This window comes from Erwinia sp. JUb26, assembly GCF_003751505.1.
Classification (GTDB): domain Bacteria; phylum Pseudomonadota; class Gammaproteobacteria; order Enterobacterales; family Enterobacteriaceae; genus Erwinia.
Window position 1 is genome coordinate 134395 of sequence record NZ_RJVB01000004.1, and the last position, 25216, is coordinate 159610.

At 56.1% G+C, this 25216-nt stretch carries 23 protein-coding genes; 19 read left to right on the forward strand and 4 right to left on the reverse strand.

The window, feature by feature from the left end:
* Position 1: 1 nt before the first annotated feature.
* From EC836_RS12220 to EC836_RS12235, 4 genes are all read left to right on the forward strand, one after another.
* Complete coding sequence (locus EC836_RS12220; protein ID WP_123333424.1) at positions 2-1054, forward strand: HlyD family secretion protein; 1053 nt, start codon at positions 2-4, stop codon at positions 1052-1054.
* On the forward strand, positions 1051-2466 hold the full coding sequence (locus EC836_RS12225; protein WP_123333426.1) for an efflux transporter outer membrane subunit: 1416 nt from the start codon (positions 1051-1053) through the stop codon (positions 2464-2466). Before EC836_RS12220 ends, EC836_RS12225 begins: the two co-directional genes overlap by 4 nt.
* Before the next feature lie 113 nt (positions 2467-2579).
* Positions 2580-4919, forward strand: coding sequence for a type VI secretion system Vgr family protein (locus tag EC836_RS12230; RefSeq protein WP_123333428.1), 2340 nt, complete (start codon positions 2580-2582; stop codon positions 4917-4919).
* 11 nt (positions 4920-4930) lie between these two features.
* Positions 4931-5824, forward strand: coding sequence for a hypothetical protein (locus tag EC836_RS12235; RefSeq protein ID WP_148050370.1), 894 nt, complete (start codon positions 4931-4933; stop codon positions 5822-5824).
* Between the two features lie 51 nt (positions 5825-5875).
* Here the strand turns inward: EC836_RS12235 and EC836_RS24620 are convergent, their stop codons facing one another.
* Positions 5876-6055 carry a hypothetical protein gene (locus EC836_RS24620; protein WP_148050371.1) on the reverse strand — a complete coding sequence of 60 codons (180 nt, stop codon included), beginning with the start codon at positions 6053-6055 and terminating at the stop codon, positions 5876-5878.
* Here EC836_RS24620 and EC836_RS12240 point away from each other — a divergent pair.
* The 12 genes from EC836_RS12240 to EC836_RS12295 all read left to right on the forward strand — a co-directional run bounded on the left by EC836_RS12240 (position 5976) and on the right by EC836_RS12295 (position 20196).
* Positions 5976-8957: a T6SS effector BTH_I2691 family protein gene (locus EC836_RS12240; RefSeq protein ID WP_304466143.1), complete on the forward strand. Its 2982-nt coding sequence runs from the start codon at positions 5976-5978 to the stop codon at positions 8955-8957. The genes EC836_RS24620 and EC836_RS12240 overlap by 80 nt on opposite strands.
* A 5-nt stretch (positions 8958-8962) precedes the next feature.
* Complete coding sequence (locus tag EC836_RS12245) at positions 8963-9757, forward strand: DUF6708 domain-containing protein (RefSeq protein ID WP_123333434.1); 795 nt, start codon at positions 8963-8965, stop codon at positions 9755-9757.
* A gap of 157 nt (positions 9758-9914) precedes the next feature.
* The gene (locus tag EC836_RS12250; protein WP_233599297.1) at positions 9915-10634 is read left to right on the forward strand and encodes a DUF6708 domain-containing protein; all 720 of its coding nucleotides are present in this window, start codon (positions 9915-9917) and stop codon (positions 10632-10634) included.
* Between the two features lie 158 nt (positions 10635-10792).
* Complete coding sequence (locus EC836_RS12255; protein WP_233599299.1) at positions 10793-11509, forward strand: DUF6708 domain-containing protein; 717 nt, start codon at positions 10793-10795, stop codon at positions 11507-11509.
* A gap of 70 nt (positions 11510-11579) precedes the next feature.
* Positions 11580-12800 carry a hypothetical protein gene (locus tag EC836_RS12260; protein ID WP_199735134.1) on the forward strand — a complete coding sequence of 407 codons (1221 nt, stop codon included), beginning with the start codon at positions 11580-11582 and terminating at the stop codon, positions 12798-12800.
* 64 nt (positions 12801-12864) lie between these two features.
* Entirely contained in the window at positions 12865-13143 is a 279-nt protein-coding gene (locus EC836_RS12265) for a PAAR domain-containing protein (protein WP_123333437.1), read from the forward strand.
* Between the two features lie 339 nt (positions 13144-13482).
* The gene (locus tag EC836_RS12270; protein WP_123333439.1) at positions 13483-14646 is read left to right on the forward strand and encodes an FAD-dependent oxidoreductase; all 1164 of its coding nucleotides are present in this window, start codon (positions 13483-13485) and stop codon (positions 14644-14646) included.
* A gap of 14 nt (positions 14647-14660) precedes the next feature.
* Positions 14661-15467, forward strand: a complete 807-nt coding sequence (locus EC836_RS12275; protein ID WP_123333441.1) for a transporter substrate-binding domain-containing protein — start codon at positions 14661-14663, stop codon at positions 15465-15467.
* A gap of 114 nt (positions 15468-15581) precedes the next feature.
* Entirely contained in the window at positions 15582-16526 is a 945-nt protein-coding gene (locus EC836_RS12280) for an amino acid ABC transporter permease (RefSeq protein ID WP_123333443.1), read from the forward strand.
* 13 nt (positions 16527-16539) lie between these two features.
* Positions 16540-17358: an amino acid ABC transporter ATP-binding protein gene (locus tag EC836_RS12285; RefSeq protein WP_123333445.1), complete on the forward strand. Its 819-nt coding sequence runs from the start codon at positions 16540-16542 to the stop codon at positions 17356-17358.
* Positions 17351-19360, forward strand: coding sequence for an FAD-dependent oxidoreductase (locus EC836_RS12290; protein WP_158612786.1), 2010 nt, complete (start codon positions 17351-17353; stop codon positions 19358-19360). The genes EC836_RS12285 and EC836_RS12290 overlap by 8 nt, the downstream gene beginning before the upstream one ends.
* A 26-nt stretch (positions 19361-19386) precedes the next feature.
* Complete coding sequence (locus tag EC836_RS12295) at positions 19387-20196, forward strand: transporter substrate-binding domain-containing protein (RefSeq protein WP_123333449.1); 810 nt, start codon at positions 19387-19389, stop codon at positions 20194-20196.
* A gap of 61 nt (positions 20197-20257) precedes the next feature.
* On the opposite strand, the gene EC836_RS12300 is transcribed toward EC836_RS12295, so the two are convergent.
* The 3 genes from EC836_RS12300 to EC836_RS12310 are packed head-to-tail and all read right to left on the reverse strand — an operon-like array spanning position 20258 to position 22307.
* A complete protein-coding gene (locus tag EC836_RS12300) occupies positions 20258-20530 on the reverse strand; it encodes a hypothetical protein (RefSeq protein ID WP_123333451.1) in 273 nt (90 codons plus the stop codon).
* A gap of 19 nt (positions 20531-20549) precedes the next feature.
* Complete coding sequence (locus tag EC836_RS12305) at positions 20550-20849, reverse strand: hypothetical protein (RefSeq protein WP_123333453.1); 300 nt, start codon at positions 20847-20849, stop codon at positions 20550-20552.
* A 24-nt stretch (positions 20850-20873) separates the two neighbouring features.
* Complete coding sequence (locus EC836_RS12310) at positions 20874-22307, reverse strand: PLP-dependent aminotransferase family protein (RefSeq protein ID WP_233599301.1); 1434 nt, start codon at positions 22305-22307, stop codon at positions 20874-20876.
* 333 nt (positions 22308-22640) lie between these two features.
* Here EC836_RS12310 and EC836_RS12315 point away from each other — a divergent pair, with 333 nt between their 5' ends.
* From EC836_RS12315 to EC836_RS12325, 3 genes are read left to right on the forward strand one after another with little or no spacing between them, the layout of a single operon-like run.
* On the forward strand, positions 22641-23123 hold the full coding sequence (locus tag EC836_RS12315) for an MSMEG_0572/Sll0783 family nitrogen starvation response protein (RefSeq protein WP_123333457.1): 483 nt from the start codon (positions 22641-22643) through the stop codon (positions 23121-23123).
* 13 nt (positions 23124-23136) lie between these two features.
* Positions 23137-24117 (forward strand): Nit6803 family nitrilase, encoded by a 981-nt coding sequence (locus EC836_RS12320; RefSeq protein ID WP_123333459.1) that lies wholly within the window; start codon positions 23137-23139, stop codon positions 24115-24117.
* On the forward strand, positions 24098-25207 hold the full coding sequence (locus tag EC836_RS12325; protein ID WP_123333461.1) for an MSMEG_0568 family radical SAM protein: 1110 nt from the start codon (positions 24098-24100) through the stop codon (positions 25205-25207). The genes EC836_RS12320 and EC836_RS12325 overlap by 20 nt, the downstream gene beginning before the upstream one ends.
* Positions 25208-25216 lie beyond the last annotated feature (9 nt).

Genomic DNA, 25216 nt, shown 5'->3' on the forward strand with positions numbered 1-25216 from the left:
CATGACTTCATTTAAATTCACTAAAAAAAACGCACCGCTTGTGGCCGGAGCCGCCGTGCTGGCCGTGGCGGCGGGGATCGGGTTCGGCCTGCTGAGCGACCGTGCCGATCAGCGAACCAACGATGCCTTTATCCGCGCCGACTACACCGTGGTCACGCCGCGCATCACCGGGCAGATTGCGCGGGTGGCGGTAAAAGACAATCAGTATGTGGAACAGGGGCAGCTGCTGGTCGAGGTTGATGACCGCGATCTGCTGTCGGAACTGAACGCGGCAGAGGCCAGCGTGGTGGTACAGCAGGCCACGGTGGCTAATGCCAGCGCCAGCCTGGCGCAGCAGCAGTCGATGATTGCCCAGGCTGATGCCACGCTGGCCGCCAGCCGGGCCGGTTACGTCTTTGCTAAAGCAGAGCTGGCGCGCTATCTCGATCTGGCCGCCCACGGCGCGGGCAGCCAGCAAAATGCCCAGCTGGCGCGATCGCGGATCGACACCGCTCAGGCCAACGTGGCGCGCGATACCGCCACGCTCAACGCCGCCCGGGCGAAAACCGTGGTGTTACAGGCGGAGTTCCAGCGGGCGCAGGGCGAGCTACAGCGATCGCAGGCGGTGCGGGATAGCGCCAGGCTAAATCTGTCATACACCCAAATTCTGGCCCCGATTGCCGGATGGGTCGGGCAGCGCGTAGTGCGTGAGGGGGTGTACGTCACGCCCGGCACGCCGATGCTGGCGGTTGTGCCGCTAAATAAAGCCTACGTGGTGGCGAATTTTCAGGAAACCCAGCTTGAGCACGTGCGGCCTGGGCAGAGGGTGGATATCCGCGTCGACAGCTTCGGCGGGGCCCTGCTGCACGGTGTGGTAAACAGCTTCGCCCCGGCGACCGGCGTGACGTTCTCGGCGATTACGCCGGATAACGCCACCGGCAACTTTACCAAGGTGGTGCAGCGTATTCCGGTCAAAATTGAACTCGATGGCGGCCAGCGGCAGGCGGAGCAGTTGCGGGTGGGCATGGCGGTGGAGGCCACTATTCATACCGCGAAAGCCGGAGAAAAATCATGAAACTGGCCGCCTTAACCACCAGTATTCTGCTGCTGAGCGGCTGCATGGTCGGCCCGGATTTCACGCCGCCGACGGTGAACAGCCCGCAGGGGTGGCCGCAGGGTCACGCGTCGGGGCGTATTGTAGAACGCGGACTGCAGCCACAGTGGTGGCAAATTTTCCATGACGACACGCTGACCGCGCTGGTTGAACAGTCCGCGCGAAGCAACCTCGATGTGCAGGCGGCGGGCGCGCGTCTGCTACAGGCACAGGCGGAGCACCGGGTAGTGACGGGAGAGAGCCTGCCGTCGGTTGATGCCACGGCGTCGTACCAGCGCGCCCGCAACAGCCAGAACGGGCTGCAGGATATCTCCGGGCTGGCTGGTAAAAAGGCCTGGAGCGTGTGGCAGCCGGGCATTGGTGCGGCCTGGGAGCTGGATATGTGGGGCCGACTGCGACGCCAGAAAGAGTCGTCCGCCGCCCGCGTGGAGGTCAGCGACGAACAGCGCCGTGCGGTGCTGTTAACCGTGCAGGCGGCGACCGTCAGCGACTATTTCCAGCTGCGCAGCGTACAGCTTCAGCACGATATCAGCCTGCAAAACCTGGAGAGAGCACGCCACAGCCTGAAGCTGACCGGCATCCGCCTGGCCGACGGCGTGGCCACCCGGCTGGAGGTGGCCCAGGCGCAGGCGCAGGTCGCCTCGGTGGAATCGACCCTGCCGATCCTCGAACAGCAGGAAGCGCACCTGATGAATTCGCTGAGTTTCCTGCTGGGTGAGAACCCGGGGGCATTAACCGAGCGGCTGGCCGGAAGCCGACCGCTACCGCTGACGCCGCCGGAAGTGCCGGTGGGGCTGCCGTCCGAGCTGGCGCAGCGGCGGCCGGATATCCGCGCCGCCGAGGCGCAGCTGCACGCGGCCACCGCCGATGTTGGCGTGGCGACCGCAGATTTCTATCCGAGCATTACCCTGACCGGCAACATCGGGCTACAGGCGATGCAGTTCAGCCAGCTGGGGAACTGGGGATCGCGCCTGTACAGCGTCGGTCCGTCGCTGACTCTGCCGATATTCGAGGGCGGAAGGCTGCGCGGCCAGCTGGCCCTGAAAAAAGCGCAGCAGCAGGAAGCGGCAATCCACTTCCAGTCCACGGTGCTCAAGGCCTGGCATGAAGTGAGTAACGCGATGGTGGATTACGACACGTACCAGCGCCAGTGCGGTCAGCTGACAACCCTGGTGGAAAACGATCGCATCGCGCTGGCGGCGGCATCGAAGCAGTACGAGGCGGGTGCCACCGACTTCCTCAACGTGCTGACCATGCAAAAAGAGCTGCTGGCTTCGCAGCAGGCGTTGGTGAAAAGCGACGCCAACGTTTCGCTGGCGCTGGTGCGGCTGTATCAGGCGCTGGGAGGAGGATGGGAGAGCGGGAAGAGTTAACCCTCGTTTTCTGATAATGTGAAACAGCCCTTTTAAAAGGTTACGCAACTGGCGTAACCTTTTCTCGCTGGCAAAAGGACACGGCATGATGCCGAAATTCATGGAGGGAAAAGATGGGCAAGCCATCCACCGCGCTGTTATTCGATCACAGCCATCATAAATTAGCGGTACGTAACAGCAATGCTCCGCTGGATGTACTGGGTTTTACCGCTGAGGAGTCACTGAGCGTACCGTATCGGTATGACATTCAGTTCACCAGCGGCGACAAAGATATCACTCCCGCCGCGATGCTGCTGCATCAGGCTTCTTTCACCCTACAGGCCCCGGTTGATGAAGCTTACGGCGTATTAATCCAGCAGCCGCTTCGCGTCATTCAAGGTAAGGTGACCGGCTTTAAGCGTCTGTCCACTTCCAGAGACGAAAGCCTTTACGAAATCTGTTTACAGCCCCGTCTGGCCCTGCTGTCACACAGCCATCAAAACGCGATATATCAGGATATTTCGGTACCGGGCATTGTGGAAAAAATCCTGCGTGAGCGCCATGGAATGCGCGGACAGGACTTTGTCTTCACTCTGGTTAATGAGTATCCCCGTCGCGAACAGGTGATGCAGTATGGCGAAGATGATCTGACGTTCATCTCACGCCTGTTGGCAGAGGTCGGGATCTGGTTTCGCTTTACTGCCGACCAGCGGCTCAATATCGATGTGGTCGAGTTTTACGATCATCAATCGCATTATTCGCAGGCCATTACGTTGCGGGTGGTTCCCCCGTCCGGGATGCATGACAGCGGTGTAGATTCGGTATGGGATCTGTCCAGCATTCATCGGGTGGTGGAAAAATCAGTCAGCACCGATGATTACAACTATCGCACGGCCATCACCGACATGAGCTGCAGGGCAGATGTTACTCGCGGTGATGCCACAACCTACGGTGAAGCCTGTCATTACGCGGAGAATTATCTCATCCCCGGCACCCCCGGGCATCGTCCCGAGCCGGAAAGTGGGGTTTTCTATGCACGTTTGCGCCACGAGCGCTACCTGAACCAGCAAACCCGCTTAACCGGACTGGCCAATACGGTAACACTGGCACCCGGTGTGAGACTGAAGGTGACGGGCAGTGATGTGCCAGGGGCGTTTATCAAAGATGTCGTTATTGTACGCATCACCGGTCTGGCCCGGCGGGATCGCAGCTATGAGGTGGAATTTGAAGCCATTCCTTGTTCGGTGGATTACTGTTTCCGCCCGGCGCGGATTAGCAAACCCAAAATGGCGGGCACCTTACCGGCGCGGGTTACCAGTACCGCGATAAATGATATTTACGGCCACATTGATAAACTCGGGCGTTACCGGGTAAAGATGCTGTTCGACCGTGATGTCTGGGAGCAGGGTTTCGAAAGTCTGTGGGTGCGCCAGGCCCGCCCGTATGCGGGAGATGAATACGGGCTGCACCTCCCCCTTCTGGCTGGCACCGAAGTGGCTATTGCCTATGAGGACGGCAACCCCGATCGGCCTTATATCGCACACGCCCTCCACGACTCTGCACACAACGATCCTGTCACCATTCGTAATTACAAACGTAACGTGCTGCGCACGCCAGCCAACAACAAACTCCGGCTCGACGATACAAGGAAGCAGGAGCATATCAAGCTCAGCACGGAGTACGGTGACAAAAGTCAGCTAAATCTGGGCCACCTGGTGGACAGTGAAAGGCTGCCGCGCGGTCAGGGATTTGAACTGCGTACCGGCCTGTACGGGGCCATTCGAGCGGAGAAAGGCATTTTCATCAGCGCCGATGGGCAAGCACGGGCGCAGGGGAAGGTACTGGAGATGCGACCCGCGCTGGATTGCCTGCAACAGGCGCTGGGGCTGAGCACCTCGCTGAGCCAGGCGGTTGATACCGCCCGGGCGGAACTGGCACAAATCCAGCAGCAGAAAGCGCTGCTGGAATCTTCGATTAAAGATCTTCAGCAGTCCGTTCTGTTACTCAGCGCCCCTGCCGGAATTGTCCATGCCTCGCCGCAGAGTATTCAAATCAGCAGCGGCAATAATTTTATCCAGACCTCGGCGGAAAACAGTGAGTTTAGCGTTTTCAAAAAGTTTACCGTGGCAGCGGGTGAAATCATCAGCCTGTTTGCTAAAACCCTGGGGATAAAAATGTATGCCAACAGAGGGAAAGTTGACATTCAGGCGCAGGGTGATGCCATGGCGCTGACCTCTCTTCGTGATATGAAAATCATCAGCAAAGAAGATGAAGTACACATTCAGGCCAGTAAAAAAATCACGCTGGCATGCGGTCAGACCGCCCTGGTCATTGAAAATTCTGGCGTGACGATCCTGACGCCGGGTGAGGTTAACATTAAGTGTGCCAGCCTGAACCAGCTGAAAGCGCACAGCTATGAGCCGTCACCGCCCGATCTGCCGCCGGAAGCAAAATGCGTAGAGCAGGCCAGGTAATGGATAAACCAATGACAACATCCAATCAGATGAGCGGTTCGCTGAACGAAATAATGCAACGGCAACAGGGTGAGTACCGTTATTTACTGCTCGATCCGCTGAAAGCCGTTGCGGAGATCAACCCTTTATCCCTGCCCACATTACGTAACGAACTGGGCGAGCGCGCTATTTTTCCGGTTCTGCGCAGCGATCTGGCCTATTCCCCACCGCATTGCCCGCAGCTCGTCTTGCTGGCATCTCCCGACGAGCCGGGTGATGTTGCCTGGCTTGCCGGGGCAGAACGCTATGCCCGTAGCGAAGCACTGCACGAAAAACGCTACCTGTGCGCCTGGCTAAGTAGCACACTTCCTCCGGCATCACTGGCCGTTGCTCTGGCGGCACGGTGCCAGCAGCCCGTTGAGGGTGGCTTTATACCGCTGTTTGAACCTCTGCGTTTTGAACTGCTACAGGCGATGCTCCCGGCGGAACAGATGTCTGGCGCTGTCTGGCCGGTGAGCCAGTGGTTGTATATGAGGACGTCGGGTGAGATTGCCTGCCAGCCCGGTTCGGCTTCCGCAGATAACAGGCCGGTAAACTGGGCCGTAGAGAGTGCACAGCGTGAAGTGAGGGAGATCTGGGCGCTTCTGTTTGCCTGGCAGCGGGTGAGCTCGTTGTTGCCGGAAAATGCCGTGTTACAGGCGTTACAGGCCTGGCAGGGAACGGCCTGTACCGGGCTTAACCGCCGTGACGATCGCCATTTTCTCGCCCTGAACCGCCTGACGTTACCGGAGGAGATCGAAAAACACCCCGCCGTGATGTGCGTTTTACAGCAGGCGATCGCCGAACCGCATCAGAGCTTTATACACCTTTTTTCAACCTTGCCGGACTCCGTCTGGCAGGAGCTGGAAAAGACGATAATGCCGTAGCAGGATAACGATTAAGGAAAGGAATTCCATGCAACTTAAAGATCGGGTTAATCAAAACGCCGCTGCCAGCCAGCAGGCAACGTCAACGCCTTCCGGCTGTAAGGCCTGCCAGCGCAGCGGACTGCCGATATTTCCGCTGCGCGTGGCGGCGGTGCCGAAAGCCTTGCTGAATTCCGGCTGGGTGCCTGCCGTTCCCCGCCAGGAGGTGGCACTTACCGGCGGCGAATTCAAATATGTTCTGCGCACCTTACGCATGGGTTACCTCTACGTACTGCTGGATAAAACCGTCTGGCAGGGATACGAGGTCACGGCTGAGGGCTTTCTGCGACAGTTTAATCCGCTGGCGATGCCGGAAGGTGATGCCGTAATGCCGCTGAGCCAGATTTGCCTGACGCAGGGGCACGAAATTGCGGCCAGTTTTATCAATATCGACGACAGAAAATATCATGAAGCGTGGATTGCGTTCAGCAGCGATCCGTGGAGTGAAGAGGTGCTGGCGGAGTATCTGAGCGGTAAGCGACCGGCGAGCCGCTTCACCAGGATAACGCTGTCAAACGGTCAGATTTCCGGCACTGACGGCGTCTGTATTCCACTCGATGCTTCGCTATCGGCGCTGAAGTCCAGCGTGGCAGAGTTTGCGACCCCTCTCTTTACCAATATCGCGCCGACTGACGGCGAAATGACCGGTGGGGCGCACGGATTTTATTCCCGTACGGACGAAGACAAACAAAGTGCCATGGGCCGCTATGTTTCTCAACTTGAAAGGAAATATCAGTGCGGGGTCATGGCGATTGCCGTTGACGACTCAGTGGGGATTGTTCAGGAGCTTAACCTGGGACGAATGCAAATCATGGAAGCCTGCCTGGCCTATATTGCCCAGCCTGAAGTCTTCCATAAGCATATGATTTCAGGTGCGATAACTCAGTATCTGGACCGATTAAAACAGGATGTCGCAAAACAGAGTTCCCCCGCATTCAAAATGAACGGCCCGGCCATTGGGGGCTATGGGCCTGAGTTTATTCCCGCAGATAAAGTGGCTGAGCAGACCTTTGCTCAGCAGTATGCTCGTCTGCTGAAAAGCTATGACGAACCGGCACGGGCCGCTTTTGCAGCAGAGTTCAGGCAGCATTTCACCATGCCGGAACGGCAGCTCAGGGCGATTGATATGGATTTGGCGGCCTGGTTCAGGAGCCAGACCTGGCTGAATATCATCAGCTATGATTACGCCCCTGACAGCAGCGCCGCAGGCTGGGCAGCGCAGATGCTAACGCTGGCGGCCTGCGTTCAGGGCGGTGCAATGACCGAGAGCACCCAAGACGTTTGGGCTCAGTGGCTGCAAAAGGCGGACTCCCCGGCCTATCTGGGCTTTACGGGAATGCAAATCTCCCTGCAGGATACGCTTTTTAACGGCGGCAATGTCTTTAACGATCTCAAAACGGCCGCAACCTCCGATGAATTTGGCAACTACCTGAAAAAATTGGCTATCCAGCGCGGCTGGGCGAGCCGAATACTGGCCGTAACCGGGTCCGTGAGTCGGCTGGGGAAATCCATCAACCCGGCAACACGTAAAAGCTACCTGGCAATGATGCAGGGAGCGATGCTGACCGCCGGCGAGTCCACGATCGTGCTGGAATACAACACGACCCTGCGGAAGCTAAAGCGCCACCTCAAAGAGAATGCCGGGCTGCGCCAGTCCCTGGCGAAAAATAACCCGGCCTTTGAAAATACGGGGTTCAGGGGCGGCAGCGGGGCCGTAGTGGATGAAATGATGGGGCTGCGCGGCAAAGGGCTGGACGTTCCGATCAAAGTGCAGTTCAGCATGACGGGTACGCTGGATGAAATTCAGAAGGCGGCAGGCAACATCCCGCTCAATGATAGGCCCTTCCACTATTTCGCAGGCATGAATGACCTGGATAACGTGTTTATCTCCGATTTGTCGCTGCAGGGCAAAGACATCAAAGGCCCTGTACTGCGGGCGACTTATACGCAGATGGCGGAATGGAATGAACGGGGCCGACGACTGATTAGCGGCGACAGCGTCGGTTTGATTCTGGGCGCGGGACTCATGGCCCTACAGTTAGAGGACTGGCATGCCAAAGCGGATGCCGTGAAGTACTCCGTGGGCACCGATGTGGATGCTGTTGCCGACTATGCCATTAACCGACTTCTGGTGCTGGAAGGGATGGCAGAAATTGCCGGTTTTGCCTCAAAGCTGGCGGTAAAACAGAACTGGCTCACCCTCAGTGCGCGTCAGCAGGTACCGAAACTGGTCAGACTCGGCGCCGTTCTCGGAGGGATTGCGGGTATTTTTGATGGTATCCGTAATTTGGACAATGGATTAAGAGCATACAAAGATGGCGATACAAATGCTTCATTTGCTTTTGCCATAGGCGGAGTATTTCTTATTACGGGCGGAGGAGTATCTGCTTACTGGGGAGCAGACGGAATTTATGCCTTAACCAGCAAAGTAGGTTTTCTAAGGTTGGGCCCATCTGGATGGGCAGCATTACTAATTTTCATGGGATTTTTTATCGTATATGAAGCATCTAAAATTAGAAGTACTGCTTTTGAACTCTGGCTACGGCGAACCTGCTTTGGTTTAGCGAACGAAAGCATTAAAAACTATCCACTCTGGCACGCCAGCAGCATGACTGATTTGGCCGAGGCGTTAGTTGAATATCGTGCGATTATCACCGGAATGGTCGCCGATGTTGCCTTCGCCTCGCCCTTTGACACCGTTACGGGTAACCCAACCATTTATAATATTGCCTATCGTCGGGTTGATTTCAGGATAAGTCTGCCGGGGTGGGTTGAGGGCGTGAGCGGGCGGTTAATAACCTTAACCCGATCCACTGACGGATTTGTACTTTTCACCCAGTCTGACAACGCTCCGGACCTGAACGATCACGAACGGCACGCCGCGCCCGAGGGATATTATAAATATCTGTGGCTGCTCGAAGAGGTAAAAGAAGGCAACGGAAAGGGTAGCGGACTGAAAAACCTGAACATTGTGGTCAGTATTTGGGTAGATCGCGCCCGAACATCAAAGGTCACTCTAACGGCAAACTACTGGCCGGATCGGGCGGAACCGGATTTCCGTCTGGGCTTAGAGTTGAATGCGAATAGGGACTGAAGAATATGGGCAAGATTAAACGGCGTCAGCAGAAACAACGTGAACGAGATCTGCGTAGGCAGAATCTGCCACGATTATTCCCCCCGGTGGATAACTGGGATGAAGATCTCCCCGATAGCGCTGAAGAGCAATGCTATCCTCCTCAGCTAATTCGGGTTAATAAGATTAACGATATCTGGATGGAAATTCCACGCTTCAAATATGTCATGTGGTCCGCGATATGGCTGGTCGCATTTATAATTATGATACCCTTGTTTATGATTGTGGTTTTTATTTTTACACAAACAGTGGTTTTAAATTTTTCATTGCTGCTTGTGTTTTTTTTACCAGTTATTTTTCTATTATCAATTCTGTTGTTTTTATTAAAATCACTATTATTTTATCCTCGAGGAGCTCCTATCAGGTTTAATTGTAAACGGCAGAAAGTTTATGTTTATGAGTATCACCGCAGTAGTTGGAACCCCTGGCAACGCTGGCACGCCGAGATAAAGGTTTTCAACTGGGCAGATATTCACGCCGAACGCGTCCTGATGGCCGGGCACGCAGACTGGGGGCATCGCGTCTACTGCAGCGTTTGCAAACCGGGGACGTTTGAGGTGGTGGACCGGTTTGTGCTGACCTGGTCGGTTGGCAGCATTTTTGACGCTTACGGATTATGGAGCCATTGTTGCCATTACATGGAGGCGAAGCCCGTACCGACCGCGCCGCTGCTGACGGACGTTCCGTGGAGCTGGACGCCGTTTAACACGGTGCGCTGGCCGCACGATCTGGATAAGGAATCCACGACGGCAGCGGATTAAACCGTTGGCACAGGATGACGGGTCAGCAGGCCAGCCGTGTTAATCCGATTTTCAGTGAATAAAAGGACTTATAAGAGTGGGTAAAATTAAGAAGCGTCAGCAGAGACAACGTGAACGGGACCTGCGTAGGCAGAATCTGCCACGGTTATGCCCCCCGGTGGATAACTGGGATGAAGACCTCCCCGACGGCGCTGAAGAGCAATGCCATCCTCCACAGCTGATTCGGGTTAATAAGATTAACGATATCTGGATGGAAATTCCTCGATATGTAAATCATGGGTGGTTGGGATTATGGGTTATGGTATTGATTGCTTTTAGTTCTCTTTGCTTTTGTCTACTATTTTCATCAAGCTTTACTAAGTTCCTCTTTTCTGGAATGTTAGAGATTATTTTTTCCTTTTTTTTGTTTGCACCATTAATTACATTAATTGTGCTTTTTATTAAAACTCTACTATTCGAGCCCCGTGGAGCTCCTGTCCGGTTTAATCGAAAACGGCAGAAAGTTTATGTTTATGAGTATCACCGTAGTAGTTGGAACCCCTGGCAACGCTGGCACGCCGAGATAAAGGTTTTCAACTGGGCAGATATTCACGCCGAACGCGTCCTGATGGCCGGGCACGCAGACTGGGGGCATCGCGTCTACTGCAGCGTTTGCAAGCCGGGGACGTTTGAAGTGGTGGACCGGTTTGTGCTGACCTGGGTGGTTGGCAGCATTTTTGACGCTTACGGATTATGGAGCCACTGCTGCCATTACATGGAGGCGAAACCCGTACCGACCGCGCCGCTGCTGACGGACGTTCCGTTGAGCTGGACGCCGTTTAACACGGTGCGCTGGCCGCACGATCTGGATAAGGAATCCACGTCGGCAGCGGATTAATCCCGTTGGGACGGGATGAGGGGTCAGCAGGCCAGCCGTGTTAATCCGATTTTAAGTGAATAAAAGGACTTATAAGAGTGGGTAAAATTAAGAAGCGTCAGCAGAGACAACGTGAGCGGAACCAGCGTAGGCAGAATCTGCCACGGTTATGCCCCCCGGTGGATAACTGGGATGAAGACCTCCCCGACGGCGCTGAAGAGCAATACCATCCTCCACAGCTGATTCGGGTCAATGAAATTAACGATATCTGGATGGAAATTCCTCGATATGTAAATCATGGGTGGGGGATGATTTGGTTTCCCGTTTTAGTATTGTTTTTAAGTTCCAGTTGGTCTGTGATTTTCATTTTAAATATTGTGAGTTCATTAAGTCTATTTTTATCATTAATTATATTTTTCTCTCTCTTTTGTTTCATTTCGTTTTTCATTTATTGTTTGAAGTTGGTTCTGTTCGAACCCCGTGGTGCTCCCGTTCGTTTCAACCGCAAGCGCCAGAAAGTGTATGTTTATGAATATCATCGCCGCATGTTTCCGTGGCAACGCTGGCATGCCGAGATAAAGGTTTTCAACTGGACAGATATTCACGCCGAGCGCGTCCTGATGGCCGGGCACGCGGACTGGGGGCACCGCATCTACTGCAGCGTTTGCAAGCCGGGGACGGTTGAAGTGGTGGACCGGTTCGTGCTGACCTGGGCGGTTGGCAGCATTTTTGACGCTTACGGATTATGGAGCCATTGTTGCCATTACATGGAGGCGAAGCCCGTACCGACCGCACCGCTGCTGACAGACGTTCCGTGGAGCTGGACGCCGTTTAACACGGTGCGCTGGCCGCACGAGTTGGATAAGGAATCCACGACGGCAGCGGATGAAGTATGATAAATTTAAAAACCTTATTAATATCAAGGTTATTGGCTGGCCCTGATAGCATCGTCATTGAGTTTTTCAAATGCCCGTAGAATTAAACACGATTCCCGGCCCCGCATGGCGGCCATCGGCACCCAAACCTCTACGATGGTTGGGTGCGTTGCCTGGCTTTTTTGTCGCCGGTTCACTGCTTGCGCATTATCAGGGATTACAACCTGAGGAAAACGTCTTCTGGTGGTTTGCCATCGGCAGCGCCGTTTTTTTATGGCTGATCATTGCAAGTGTTCGTCTGCTGTTCTATCTGATGCAGCAGAGTTATTCCAATGGCTACGATCAAGCGCGCGAAAGGGATATTTTACAGATGGTTCGGCGCGGACGCCGGGCTTTGCAAATCCTGGCGGCAGAATGCATTACGGCGCATTCTGTCGATATGGAATTTACCGACATCGCCGATGCATTATTAACTAATGAAAATAAAATCACGGCTCAGCCATCCTGGAATGGTGCTCTGAACATTCGGCACAGCCGCTTGCCCGATTTATCCGGAATGCCAACGGATATAAGAATTCTCGCCATATTTTCACGCCTGTTGGAAAAGCTGGCCGTGCCGTTATCTCAACTGCCTTCAGATTATCCCGTCACCGTTTTACTTGAATCCAGCTCTTCACATTCAGCAACGCGGATACGCGAACTGTGGCAACAGGCCTGGCGAGATCGTTTCTTATCACAGCCGGCCTTCTTAACGGAAGGAAAGGGGCTGGAAGCCATTGATCTGTGGCTTGATCACCGTATCAAAGATAAATCGCTGCTGTTGGTCGTTGCCCTGCAAATCGCTCCGGAAGAAACAGAGATGAGCGGCGAGTGCGTCGTCGGATTGCTCTTTGGCAATCGCCTGACGCAAACAAAGTTAACGCCTTTCGCGCTGCTTCACCGGCCTGAACGAAGCGATGCGCAGCAGGCGTCATTGCAGTCGGGTGTTTTACAGGCGGCAAACTGGGTGCCGATGCTGGACAATGAAATCGAACACCTTTGGTTGGCCGGATTGCCGGCAGAAAGCGAAGCCTGTCGTAGCGCCATTGTTGTTCAGGGAAAGGCTCCGTTATCCTCGGTTTCCGCTTGCGCTAACGTGCATAATTTTAATGCGTTTTTAGGCGACCTTGGCTGCGCAAATCCCTGGCTGGGGATTTGCGCAGCGGCACAGGCGGCCAGTCTGGCACCCACCCACCATATGATTATCAGTGCTGAACAGGGGCGCGATGCCGTCTGGAGTTCCGTTGTTGCACCCATTGTAACGGGCCAGTAGAACGGTTAGGGGTCGGGCTTTATTTAAACCTGCCAGTCAGGGCAGACAAAAAAAGGACGGCGTTATGGCAAAAGGTTACTACCTGGTGATACAGGACAAAACGACCTGCGGAGGCACGATCATCGAAGGCGATCCCAATCATACTCTGCTGGGTAGAGCGATTGCTCGCGAGCAGGATAGTGTGACCTGTGGCCAGTACCCGGGCGTGTATAATATCGTCGGACATATTCCGGACGATTCAGTGGTGGGGCGTAAGTTCGCCGGAACGCAGCACAGCAGAAGCAGCTGCCCGTGTCAGGCTGGGCTGATCCCGTCTGTAACGGTGAGGACTTACGACAGGTAAGAGCTTCCTTGCACGTAAGGAACCTGACCCCTTCGGTATCACATTCATACGCTCGCCTAAAGCATAAAGAAACCATTATATAATTCGTGGCATATCTGTTTTACCGAATTACATAGCCGATATAGTGATTTTACAACCCCCTCTGACCATTCCAGTATGGTTGTCTGATTCAGGCGGAATGAATGATGGCTGATGCCATACCCGTTATTTCTCCCTGTCACCCTTTTAATATTTAGCGCATTTCATACGGAACGCTTTGCCCGCGCCGCTTATCCGCTGCGTGCAGGGAAGCGTCGTTGACGAGCACAGAACGTATTTTCTTTTAAGGTTGTCGCCATCATGACCATCAAGATAGCAGTGGTAGGACTGGGTGCGCTGGGCTGTGCAACCCTGCTGGCACTGGCACGTAAAGGCTTTCACGTTGAGGGATTCGAGCAGTATCGCGTCGGGAATAATATCGGTGCATCAGGGGGCCGTACACGCCAGCATCGACTGATCTACGGCGAAGGCGCGGCCTACACGACCTTGCTCCAGCGCGCCAGCCAGCTCTGGCATCAGCTGGAAGAGGAACAACAAATCCAGCTGTTTTGGGGGGGCGGATTCCTCACCATCGGCACGCCTGACAGCCCGTGGTTTACGGCGGTGGAAAACTCGGCGAAGCAGCAAAATCTGCCCCATGAGCGATTATCGCGCGTGGCGCTGAATCAGAGATTCCCGCGCCTGAATATTGACGAGGATGAGGAAGGCATTTTTGACCCCGCCGGGGGCATTTTGCTGACGCATGAACTGCTGCTGGCATCCGCCGAACAGGCTAAACAGCTGGGCGCAAAGGTGCATGAACAGACTCAAATTAATGAGATTGTGGCGCGAGACGGCGGAGTCGAACTGACGTTTAACGGCGAAGTCCGTTCTTTTGACCGGGTGATTGTGACCACAGGTGCGTGGAGCAAACGGCTGTTCCCTGATTTACCCATCTCCTCACGCCGCCTGGGTATGAGCTTTCACGTAGGTAAAGCAACCGGCTTCGACAATGTGGCATTTCCTCCGACGATGCGTGTAAGCGCCGGGCGGGCGATGTGGAATACCCAACCCCTGCCGGATGGCAAAAACTTTAAATTCTTTGTGGGCGATGCGGAGCTGAATGAACTGCACGACCCCGAACTTGTCGCCACTGAAGCCACCGGCAGTCTGACGCCGGTACTCCACGAGCGCCTCGATCGTCACGTGGCGGATGCGGTGAACGGCGCACACCGTACCATTGTGGGCGGCGGCACCTGGCCGGAAGCCTACACCCACGATCAGGCGCCGCTGCTTGGCGAACTGAAAAACCATCCCCACGTCTGGATTGGCATTGGCCTGTCCGGGCATGGCTTCAAACTCGCCCCCGCGCTGGGCGAGCTGCTGGCTCAGGCCGTTGCAGGCGACGTGAAGATCGCACGCGACTGGCCTCTTTTTTCGCCTGAACGGCATTTTGCTGAACCGCAGGCGGTTTACTCTCGATAATCACCGGGTATCTCATGAAGAAAATATTACTGGCCGCTGTAATCGGTAGCCTGACGCACGCTGCACTGGCCGCGCCTTTAGCAACAACGTTAAAAGATAAACAGCTGCACGGCATTATGCAGAATGACTACGAACCGGTCGTCTTTGTTGACGATAAGGGAGAGAACAGCGGCTATTTCTACGAAATAGTTTCAGCGGCGGCAACGAAGCTGGGTGCGAAGCTGGACGTTAAGAATGGCACCTTTGATACCTTTATTCCCGGCCTGCAAAGCCACCGTTACGATCTGGCGCTCGGCACCGATGCCACCGTGCCGCGCCAGCAGGTCGTGGATATCGTGCCCTTAATTGATGCTGGTTATTCGTTTATTACCCGTAGCGATGGCCCCGTAAAACTCTCCAGCGAGCTGACATCGCTCTGCGGTCATTCCGTCGCAGCCCTGGCCGGGCAATCTACCATTGATGCGTTAAATCAACAGGCTGCGGCCTGCCAGCAGCAGGGTAAACCGGCGCTGAAGGTGGCCATCTATCCGTCGCGTTCAGCGGCATGGCTGGCGGTAAAAAGCGGTCAGGCGGAACTCACCCCGGTCTATACCGGTGAAGCGGGCTGGATAGTTAAAAAAGATCCAACCTGGCGGGTTACCGGGCCGGTATTTAACAGCGGTCAGTCCGGTTTCGCCGTTGATAAACAGCAGGGGCATGCGCAGCTGTGGGCTGATGCGGTAAATGCGCTGATTGCTGATGGCAGTTATCAAAAGATTTTACAGAAATACGGTGTGGAAAGCGTGGCGTTGAAAACGGTGGTGATCAATCCGGCTAAATAAGCCCCCGTCAACATCGTTAAAAACCGGCAAAGGAATGCATAAATCGGCATTGAGCAGAATAGTGACAACTGACTTAATGCCATTTCATTACCTTCATTGTTAACCGGTAATATCATGAGTGAAATAAATGAAAGCCTGGTGAAAATTGTGCCGGGTCATACTATTCGGCCGCCCAGTCAGGCCGTTACGGCTCCTCAGCTTGAAACATTGCAGCATATTAATCAGGCGGAAGGAAAACACGGTGTTCGCCAGCCATGGCGCTGGCGCAGACATCTTTCTGCGATCGTCGTCAGCGCCATCTTAATTATTTTAATCTGGCAGGCAGCGGAAAATCCGGCGTTTGACTGGCCGCTGGTCGGGCATTATTTATTTGACGGCCAGATCCTCAAAGGCCTGTGGACAACACTCTGGCTGACCGCTCTGGTGACGCTGCTGAGCGTGGTCTTTGGCGTGGTGGTTGCCTTAATGCGGCTCTCGCGTAATCCGGTCGTTTCTCTTTTTGCCTGGAGTTACATCTGGCTGTTTCGTGCCACGCCCCTGCTGGTGCAGCTGCTGTTCTGGTTCAACATTGGCTATCTTGTACCGCGCCTGACGCTGGGCTGGCCCGGCGGTACCCCCTGGTTCAGCGTGTCAACGAACGATCTCATTAGCGCGATTGGCGCCTCGATTCTCGGTTTAACCCTGCACGGCATGGCCTATTCAGCGGAGTTTATTCGGGGAGGGCTGCTGGCGGTTCCGCAGGGACAGAAAGAAGCGGCCACCATGCTGGGGCTTTCGCCGTCAGAGATATTTATCAAAATTACCCTGCCGCAGTCGCTTCGCACGATTATTCCCGCACTGGGAAATTTCCTGATTGATAATTTAAAAGGCACCTCGATTATCAGCGTGGTGGCGGTGACGGAGCTGCTTTATTCTGCCCAGCTTATCTACAACCGAAATTACAAAATTATTCCACTCTTACTGGTGGCGACATTCTGGTATGTGGTTGTCACGTCCGTATTGTCTTTATTACAACACTGGAGCGAACGTTATTACGGTCGCGGCTATCATCGAAAATAATTAAGGTTTTGCTATGAGCGAATCCCCTGTTTCGGCTTTGGATAATAAAAAGGCGACGGTGCTGCGCGCCCGTCGTTTACAGAAACGCTATGACGATAATATCGTTCTGCAGCATATCGATCTCGATATTGTCGAAGGTGAAGTGCTGTGCCTGATTGGCCCATCGGGGTCGGGTAAAAGTACGCTACTGCGCCTGCTGGCGACGCTGGAGTCGCCGGACAGCGGGGTGGTGTTTTTTCACGACACGCCGCTGGGCATTGTGGAGCGAGGCGGCAATTTATACGTCGCCCCGGAAAAAATCATCAGGCAGCAGCGCGATCGCATTGGTTTCGTTTTCCAGCAGTTCAACCTGTTTCCGCATCTGACCGTTCTGCAAAACGTCATGCTGGCCCCGCGCCTGCAGGGCCAGCGCGGGAAAGCCGAAGGTAAAGCGCGCACACTGCTGGAACGTGTTGGACTGGCGCATAAAGCGGATGCCTGGCCCTCTTCACTTTCAGGCGGGCAGCAGCAGCGCGTGGCCATTGCCCGTGCCCTGGCGCGCGATCCCGCGTTGATCTTGTTTGATGAACCGACCAGCGCACTCGATCCCGAACTGGTTAATGAAGTGCTGGCGGTGATGACCGATCTGGCGGCAACCGGGATCACAATGGTGGTTGCCACCCATGAAATGCAGTTTGCACGCCGGGTTGCCAGCAATGTGGCGTTTCTGGATAAGGGCCATATTGTGGAATATGGCTCACCGCAGCAGGTGCTTGATGCACCGCAGCAACCGCGGACGCGGGCCTTCCTGCAACAAATCTCCTCTCTGCGCAGCGAGGCTGAACATGTCTGAGATCATCGTTAAAACACCGGTATTTGAGGCCGTTTTCCAACCGCTGCGGGTGGGGCATTTGCTGCTGCGAAACCGTATCATCAACTCCGGCCACGGTACGTCTCTGGGGCCGGGCACGCACAACGAAGATTTACTGGCCTACGAAGCGCGACGCGCTGAAGGCGGCGCGGCCGTGGTGATCACTCAGGCGAACGCGGTCAGTGCGGGCTGCGGTGATTTTTACGTGCACGATGAAGCGCGGGACGGCAAATACGATCGCCTGGCCAGCCGCATTCAGGCGCACGGTGCTTACTGCTTTGTGCAGCTTAATCATCCCGGCCGTCAGGCGTTTCTTGGCCCGAATCGCAGCGACGAAATTTTGTTTTCCGCGTCGGCGATCCCGCAGCACGAATACGGGGGCGCGGTCCGCGTGCCGCTGGCGCTGGATGAGGCGCAGATTGAACAAATCATCGACGATTTCGCCGCCGCTGCGGAGGCCGTCGCGCAGACGAAAGTGGATGGCATCGAACTGCATTTCGGCCACGGCAATCTGGTGCAGCAGTTCCTCAGCCCGGAAACCAATGTGCGGGAGGACCGCTGGGGTGGCAGCGCTGAAAACCGCAGTCGTTTTGCGCTGGCGATTCTGGAACGTATCCGCGCCCGCATCGGCACCCGATTAGTGGTGGGCGCGCGCGTCAATCTTGAGCTGGCACCGCAGGCGGAAGAAAGGGCGGAACTCACCGGGCAGATTGTGGCGCTGGGTAACAGCGGCCTGCTGGACTATCTCTCCGTGAGCGGCGGCAATTTTTCCAGCGGCTGGGGGGTGGCAACCAATCTGCCGGACGCCAGCTTCCCGCCTGCGCTGTGGCAGCAGGCGGCAGCCACGCTGAAGCGCCAGTTACCACATTTACCGATCTGGCTGGCCGGGCGCGTGCTGAACGTGGCGCTGGCGGACCGCTTAATTGCGGAAGGCGTCTGTGACGCTGTCACTATGGCGCGTGAGCTGGTCGCCGATCCCGATCTGCCGCGCAACGCGCAGCAGGGAGCAAGCGACCGCACGCGCCCCTGCGTCGGCATCCAGTCCGGCTGCTGGCAGCGCGTTGCCGACGGCAAGCCTATTCACTGCGCATTCAATCCGGTTGCCGGTCGTGAAGCCGAGGCCGCACGCTGGCACGCGCCGATCAATGAAAAAGCCTTAAAGGTGGTGGTGGTCGGCGCCGGACCTGCCGGATTAGAAGCCGCGCGCAATGCGGCCCTGCAGGGGCATCAGGTGGTGCTCTACGACCGTGCATCGCGCCCCGGCGGGCAGCTGGCGCTGATTGAGCAGGTGCCTCATCGCCAGGATCTGCGCAATATCATCGACTGGTATGTCCGCGAGCTGACGCACAGCGGGGCAGAATTCCGCTTTGGCGAAGAGGTGACGCTGGACAAATTACGCGCGGCGACGGCCGATCGGGTGATTATCGCCACCGGCAGCCAGGAAACCGCTGTCAGCAAAGGGAACGCCGGTTTTTCGGGCGAGATCCTCACCGTTAATCAGGCGTTGCAACACGCCGCCAGCGTCCCGGGTTCGGTGATGGTTTACGACGAATGGGGCGGCCGCGCGGCACTCAGCGTGGCCGAGTTACTCGCGCAGCAGGGCCATCAGGTCGAATTTGTCACCTCGCTTAAATGGGCGGGACAGGGACTGAATGACACCGTGCGGTTACCCGCAGTGAGTCGTCTGGCGAAGCTCGGCGTGCTTTTCCAGGCGGAACACCGCGTGGCGCTGCATCAGGGATCCTTGCAGGTACAAAATCAGCTCAGCGGATCGTGGATCCCGCTTTCCGGTTCATTCGCCATGCTGGTGACCTCACTGATCCCCGCCGGGAATAACGCGCTGTATCTCGCCGCGAAGCAGGCAGGGTTTTCTGTGCAGCTGGTGGGGGATGCCCGCGCACCGCGCGGACTCACTGAAGCCACGCGGGAAGGCTATCTGGCGGCGCGTTCATTTGGCAACGTTTCTTTAATTCCGGCTTTGTAGCCGTCACTTCAACTTGGGAAAAGAGAATGAAAAAGAGCTTTATTGCGCTGTCGGTCCTGCTGACGGCGAGCCAGGCCAATGCCACCACGATCGGCGACTCACCCTACGAGGGAAAAACGCTGGTCACCGCGATCCAGTATGACTGGGAGCCGCTGTCGTACAAAAACGACCAGGGGCAACCCACGGGCTATTTTTACGATATTGCCAATGAGGCAGCACATCGCCTGGGGGCAAAATTAGCGGTGACCAGCGGTGATTTTGCCGCCGTGATACCGGCGATTCAGTCGGGGAAATTCACGCTGGCGGCAGGGCTGGACGCCACGCCAGAGCGGCAGCAGGTGGTCGATATCGCTTCAACGGTGCGGGCGGGCTATCAGCTGATTGTGCTGAAAAACTCCCCCCTGAAGCAGGACGTGAAGCTCAACGATCTGTGCGGTAAAACCATTGCGCTGCTTGCCAGCCATCCGTCGACGAAAACCTTTGAGCAGATCTCACAGCAGTGTGAATCGAGTGGTAAATCAGCGGTGAAGGTGAGTCAGTTCCCCGATCGCGGGGCCACCTGGCTGGCACTGCGATCCGGTCGTGCGGATGCCACGTTGGGTTATACCGGGGAGAATGGCTGGCTGTTACAGAAACAGGCTGATTTAAAGCGCGTCGGGCCCATCTTTGACACGGTTTATGCCGGCATTCCCGTCAGCAAATCTTCAGGCAATGCGAAATACTGGGTCGAAGCGATCAATTCATTGATCAAAGACGGCACTTACCAAAAGATCCTCGCCAAATATGGCGTTGAGGATGTCGCCATTGACCATTCTGAGCTTAACCCAGGGAAATAGTCACTGGGCTGATGACGGGTGAAACGTTGATAATCAGGATACAGAACGGTAATTGAGTCGTTTATATTTCCTCGACGTGATTAATATTCTTGAGCCAGCGAATCAGTTCACCCTCGACTTCTTGCAGGATATTCATGAAGTCCCTGAGCGGAAAGCGCCTTTCAGCTTCCCGCTCAAGCACAATCTGATCGAAGAAAAATTCGATTTCCACTTCTTCGACCTCAACCTCTGTTTTAATCAGCCTGCAAAGGATTTGGCTGTCGTACAGAATCTCACCGTAGATATCTTCAGATGTTGGGTTGGTGGTAAAGACAACCTCGAACTCTTTTTTCATTTTCCGATCGCTCTTCGCATCAGATCCTGATCGGACGACGAGTAAGAATTTTGACGAAGGCACCGACCAAAAGCGCGGAATAGTACATAGGAACGAAAATTAAGCCCAGGGCAATCAGCATCGCACCCGCGGAAAGCAATAGCGCCACGGTGCTGTCCGGTGATTGTAAGGCCAGAAACCCCTTTTCAATACCCGTCAGAAATGTCAGCCCCTGTAGCCTGGCGTAAAGCCACGACGTGCCGACCAGAACGGTACCTATCCAGAAGCTTATCCAGCAAAGCGCTGAAGTAAAACTGACCGCTGTTTGTCGCATTAACATCCTCTCCCTCCCTTTTTGGCTATTTTACAATAGGATGCTGTGGTAGTGCTCCGGATACTGCAACACGTGGGAAATCGTCTGCAGATTTTCTGCACAGAGTTCCCGCGACCACGCGCCGCCCAGGCAGATGCGCAGCGCATCGGGAGGGTTATTATCGGTGCAGAACGCCGCGCTGGAAACGGCGCTGACGCCGAGTTCGCGCAGCTTGACGGCCACTTCTGCCGGATTCCAGTTGTGGTGGCGCGGCAGCAGCAGCCAGAGGTGAAACCCTTGCTTAGAGGCACGCACGGTGAACGGCTGCAAAATCTCCGCAGCGAGCTTCTGGCGGATGCCGGCCTCCGCACGAATCGAATCCAGCACGCGATCGGCGGTACCGTCCTGGATCCACTGCGCGACCAGGCCATTGGTTATCGGGCTGGCCATCACATTCAGCGCGCGCAGCGCACCGGCCAGCAGTTCCGTGTTGCGCCTGCCCGGCCCTTTGACAAAGGCGGTGCGTAATCCCGGGCCAAAGCATTTCGACATACCGGTGATGTACCACGTCAGCTGCGGTATCAGCTCACTGAAACTGGCAATGTGATCCGTCGCCAGCGCGGCATACGCCTCATCTTCAATCACCGGAATGCTGTAGCGCTCAGCGACGTCGGCCAGGGCTTCGCGTCGGCGCAGGGGAATGGTCAGCGTGGTGGGGTTCTGTAGCGTCGGGTTAACGTAAAATGCGCCGATATTTCCCGTCTGGCACTGATGCTCAAACGCGCGCGGCAGCGGGCCGTCTTCATCACACGGCAGCGACTGTAGTGGAATGTTCAGCTGGCTGGCAATGGCTTTCAGACCGGGATAAATCAGCGAGGCGACCGCCACACTGCCACCCCGGCGGCACAACAGGGTCAGCAACCCTACCAGCGCACTGTGGATACCGGGCGTAATCAGCACCTCCTCAACGCTGACCGGTGGCAGCTGCTTTTCCAGCCACACTTTAGCAATCACCTTATCGTCAGCCGTGCCGCCAAAATCCTGATAGCGCAGCAGGTGGATAATGTCTTTCTGCGCGAACATGTTGACGGCCCCGTCGCGGATGGCCTGCGCCAGCTCTTCACCCGGCTCAATCGGCGAGTTCATGGTCATCTCGTAACTGCTGCCGCCGGTGAGCGGGACGGCAGGCACCTTGCCGCGAATAAAGCTGCCCAAGCCCGGCCGGGAATCAATCAGCCCGCGTCGTTTCGCTTCGGCATAGCCCCGGGTCACGGTGGTGTAGTTAAGCGACAGCGACACGGCCAGATCGCGTAGAGGCGGCAGGCGGTCGCGCGGCTGAAACTCCCCGCTGTTGATGCCATCAGCAATGATATCGGCAATCAGCAGATAAGCCGGGCGTTGCGTTTGATGGGTGAGATGGGTATTCCAGCTGCTGGAGAGTTTGGTCAGCATCGTCGTCGCGCCTCGGGCGATAGCAAGACCCACACTATGCCGTCCGCTATGCCCCTCTGCAATCAGATTCCCATTGATTGCATCATTGATTGCATGATGATTTTTATTGTGTGCTTTTTTGGTGCAAAACAGCATCAAACCAGTGCATTTATGCCGTGAAGAGGAGGCGATGGCCCCGCGAATAACAGGGAATTACGCCGGGTAAAAAAATTTCTGGCTCACAAAATAAGCAATTGATGGGAGGTTGATTGCATCAGGCTAAATCGCGGCTGGCACGTCCCTTGCTCCTGTTAATACAGCATCACCTGCGGATGCGCCAACATGGGGAGCCAGACTCCCCCAGACAATAAACGGGAGAAACGTGCTATGCCAAAAGTCACATTACCAGCTCATGCCACCGGTGATTTCTTTGTCGATTACGAAGAGAAGGTGTTCGAGGATGTGAAAGCGGAACCGGGACAGAAGGCATTAGTGACCTTCCACACGGTCGCCTTTGAAGGATCCATTGGCTTCGTCAATATGCTGCAGGCCACCCGCCTGCAGCGTAAGGGATTCGAAACCTCAATTCTGCTTTATGGACCCGGCGTGCTGCTGGGCGTGGTGCGAGGCTACCCGACCATCGGAGCGGAAGCGTTTCCCGGTCATCAGAACTATGCCAACCAGCTGAACAAATTTATGGCCGAGGGCGGCAAAGTGTATGCCTGTCGTTTTGCATTACAGGCGCTGTACGGTCACGGCGAACCGTCATTACTGGAAGGGGTCCGCCCAATCAACCCGCTGGATGTGCTGGATCTTAAGCTGCTGCATGTGCGTGACAACGCACTGATCATTGATACCTGGACCATGTAAGCGGAGGCGCAAGATGGCTGGATCTCGCATAGTCCGCGCCGCTGCAGCTCAGATTGCTCCCGATCTTTACGAGGCCAGCAAAACGCTGGCCAAAGTACTCGAGGCAATCGATAAGGCCGCAGAGCAGGGCGCTGAAATCATCGTATTTCCTGAAACCTTTGTTCCCTATTACCCGTACTTTTCGTTTATCACCCCCGCGATGACCGCCGGTGCTGAACATCTGAAACTTTACGAACAGGCCGTAGTGGTCCCCGGTCCGATTACCTATGCCGTCGGCGAGCGTGCCCGCGTCCGCAATATAGTGGTGGTGCTGGGGGTCAATGAACGCGATCGCGGCACGCTTTACAACACGCAGCTGGTGTTCGATGCCAGCGGGGAGCTGGTGCTCAAACGCCGCAAGATCACACCAACCTATCATGAGCGCATGATCTGGGGACAGGGCGATGGTGCCGGGTTAAAAGTGGTCGATACCGCCGTCGGGCGTGTGGGTGCGCTGGCCTGCTGGGAGCATTACAACCCGCTGGCGCGCTACAGCCTGATGACGCAGCACGAGGAGATCCACTGCAGCCAGTTCCCCGGCTCGCTGGTGGGGCCGATTTTCGCGGAGCAGATGGATGTCACCATCCGTCATCATGCGCTGGAGTCCGGCTGTTTTGTCATCAACGCCACCGGCTGGCTGACGGAAACGCAAATCAATGAATTAACAGCCGATCCCGCGTTGCAGAAAGGGCTGCGCGGCGGATGCAACACCGCGATTATTTCCCCTGAAGGCCGCCATCTGGTGCCGCCGCTGACCGAAGGGGAAGGGATCCTGGTGGCCGATCTGGATATGGCGCTGATCACCAAGCGTAAGCGGATGATGGATTCCGTGGGTCACTACGCCCGCCCGGAGCTGCTGAGCCTGGTGCTGGATGACAGGCCCGCCCGATACGTGATCCCCCGCAGCCCTGAAGCAGAACCAGAAGGAGCGCGCGATGCAGAACGCCCCACTTAATCGTCAGCAGCTGATCACCGAGCTCCTTACACAGGGAGTACAGGTGATCAACCCGCAGCAGCAGCATGCCAGCCGCCACGGCGGAGCCGGGCCTTCCGATCACCAGGCGATGAATATCGACGGCGTGACGGTGATGGTGCCGGTTTATACCCATTCCGCCCACCGTTCGCCGTGGCAGGTGAAGCACGAAGAATCGGGCACAACCCGCCTGTATAACCAGAGCATTCCCGTGCGGGAGATCGGTGTCACCCGCAAGCCGCGCTTCTATGAGCGGCAGACAGCGGAGGGGATCCCGTATTCACAGATAGCGACCCTGCACGGCACCGATGTGCTCGCCACCACGGTGCTGCAGACCTGCATTCGTTATGAAAACCGCGCCAAAGCCTGTCAGTTTTGTGCCATCGGCCAGTCCCTGGCGGCAGGCAGTACCATCGCCCGCAAGACGCCACAGCAGCTGGCCGAAGTGGCGAAAGCGGCGGTGGAATTAGACGGCGTTAAACATATGGTGATGACCACCGGCACGCCGTCGGGCAGCGATCGGGGCGCGCGCATCCTGGTGGAAAGCGCCGAAGCGATTAAAGCCGCCGTGAATCTGCCGCTACAGGGGCAGTGCGAACCGCCGGGCGATCCGCGCTGGTTTCAGCGCCTGAAGGATGCCGGGATTGATACGTTAGGCATGCATCTGGAGGCCGTAACACCTGAGGTGCGGGCACGTATTATGCCGGGGAAAGCGCAGGTCAGCGTTGAACAGTATCTGATTGCCTTCGCCGATGCGGTGGCCGTATTCGGTCGGGGCCAGGTCAGTACCTATATCCTGGCGGGGCTGGGGGATACGCCGCAGGCCATTCTGACGCTGTCGGAGAAACTGATTGCGCTGGGCGTTTATCCCTTCGTGGTGCCGTTCGTACCGATCAGCGGCACACCGCTGGAGCATCATGCCGCGCCGGACAGCGCTTTTATGACGTCCATTCTGCAACCGCTGGGACAGATGCTGAATCAGGCCAATCTTCGCTCCCGCGATATCAAAGCCGGCTGCGGCCGCTGCGGTGCCTGTTCGTCACTCTCCAGCTTTGAGCAGGCGATGGCCTGAAGGAGTATC

Excerpts from the sequence above, each read along its gene's own strand:
- EC836_RS12220 (WP_123333424.1), top strand. The coding sequence starts at position 2 with ATGACTTCATTTAAATTCACTAAAAAAAACGCACCGCTTGTGGCCGGA.
- EC836_RS12225 (WP_123333426.1), top strand. The coding sequence starts at position 1,051 with ATGAAACTGGCCGCCTTAACCACCAGTATTCTGCTGCTGAGCGGCTGC.
- EC836_RS12230 (WP_123333428.1), top strand. The coding sequence starts at position 2,580 with ATGGGCAAGCCATCCACCGCGCTGTTATTCGATCACAGCCATCATAAA.
- EC836_RS12235 (WP_148050370.1), top strand. The coding sequence starts at position 4,931 with ATGACAACATCCAATCAGATGAGCGGTTCGCTGAACGAAATAATGCAA.
- EC836_RS12245 (WP_123333434.1), top strand. The coding sequence starts at position 8,963 with ATGGGCAAGATTAAACGGCGTCAGCAGAAACAACGTGAACGAGATCTG.
- EC836_RS12260 (WP_199735134.1), top strand. The coding sequence starts at position 11,580 with ATGCCCGTAGAATTAAACACGATTCCCGGCCCCGCATGGCGGCCATCG.
- EC836_RS12265 (WP_123333437.1), top strand. The coding sequence starts at position 12,865 with ATGGCAAAAGGTTACTACCTGGTGATACAGGACAAAACGACCTGCGGA.
- EC836_RS12270 (WP_123333439.1), top strand. The coding sequence starts at position 13,483 with ATGACCATCAAGATAGCAGTGGTAGGACTGGGTGCGCTGGGCTGTGCA.
- EC836_RS12275 (WP_123333441.1), top strand. The coding sequence starts at position 14,661 with ATGAAGAAAATATTACTGGCCGCTGTAATCGGTAGCCTGACGCACGCT.
- EC836_RS12280 (WP_123333443.1), top strand. The coding sequence starts at position 15,582 with ATGAGTGAAATAAATGAAAGCCTGGTGAAAATTGTGCCGGGTCATACT.
- EC836_RS12285 (WP_123333445.1), top strand. The coding sequence starts at position 16,540 with ATGAGCGAATCCCCTGTTTCGGCTTTGGATAATAAAAAGGCGACGGTG.
- EC836_RS12290 (WP_158612786.1), top strand. The coding sequence starts at position 17,351 with ATGTCTGAGATCATCGTTAAAACACCGGTATTTGAGGCCGTTTTCCAA.
- EC836_RS12295 (WP_123333449.1), top strand. The coding sequence starts at position 19,387 with ATGAAAAAGAGCTTTATTGCGCTGTCGGTCCTGCTGACGGCGAGCCAG.
- EC836_RS12300 (WP_123333451.1), bottom strand. The coding sequence starts at position 20,530 with ATGAAAAAAGAGTTCGAGGTTGTCTTTACCACCAACCCAACATCTGAA.
- EC836_RS12305 (WP_123333453.1), bottom strand. The coding sequence starts at position 20,849 with ATGTTAATGCGACAAACAGCGGTCAGTTTTACTTCAGCGCTTTGCTGG.
- EC836_RS12315 (WP_123333457.1), top strand. The coding sequence starts at position 22,641 with ATGCCAAAAGTCACATTACCAGCTCATGCCACCGGTGATTTCTTTGTC.
- EC836_RS12320 (WP_123333459.1), top strand. The coding sequence starts at position 23,137 with ATGGCTGGATCTCGCATAGTCCGCGCCGCTGCAGCTCAGATTGCTCCC.
- EC836_RS12325 (WP_123333461.1), top strand. The coding sequence starts at position 24,098 with ATGCAGAACGCCCCACTTAATCGTCAGCAGCTGATCACCGAGCTCCTT.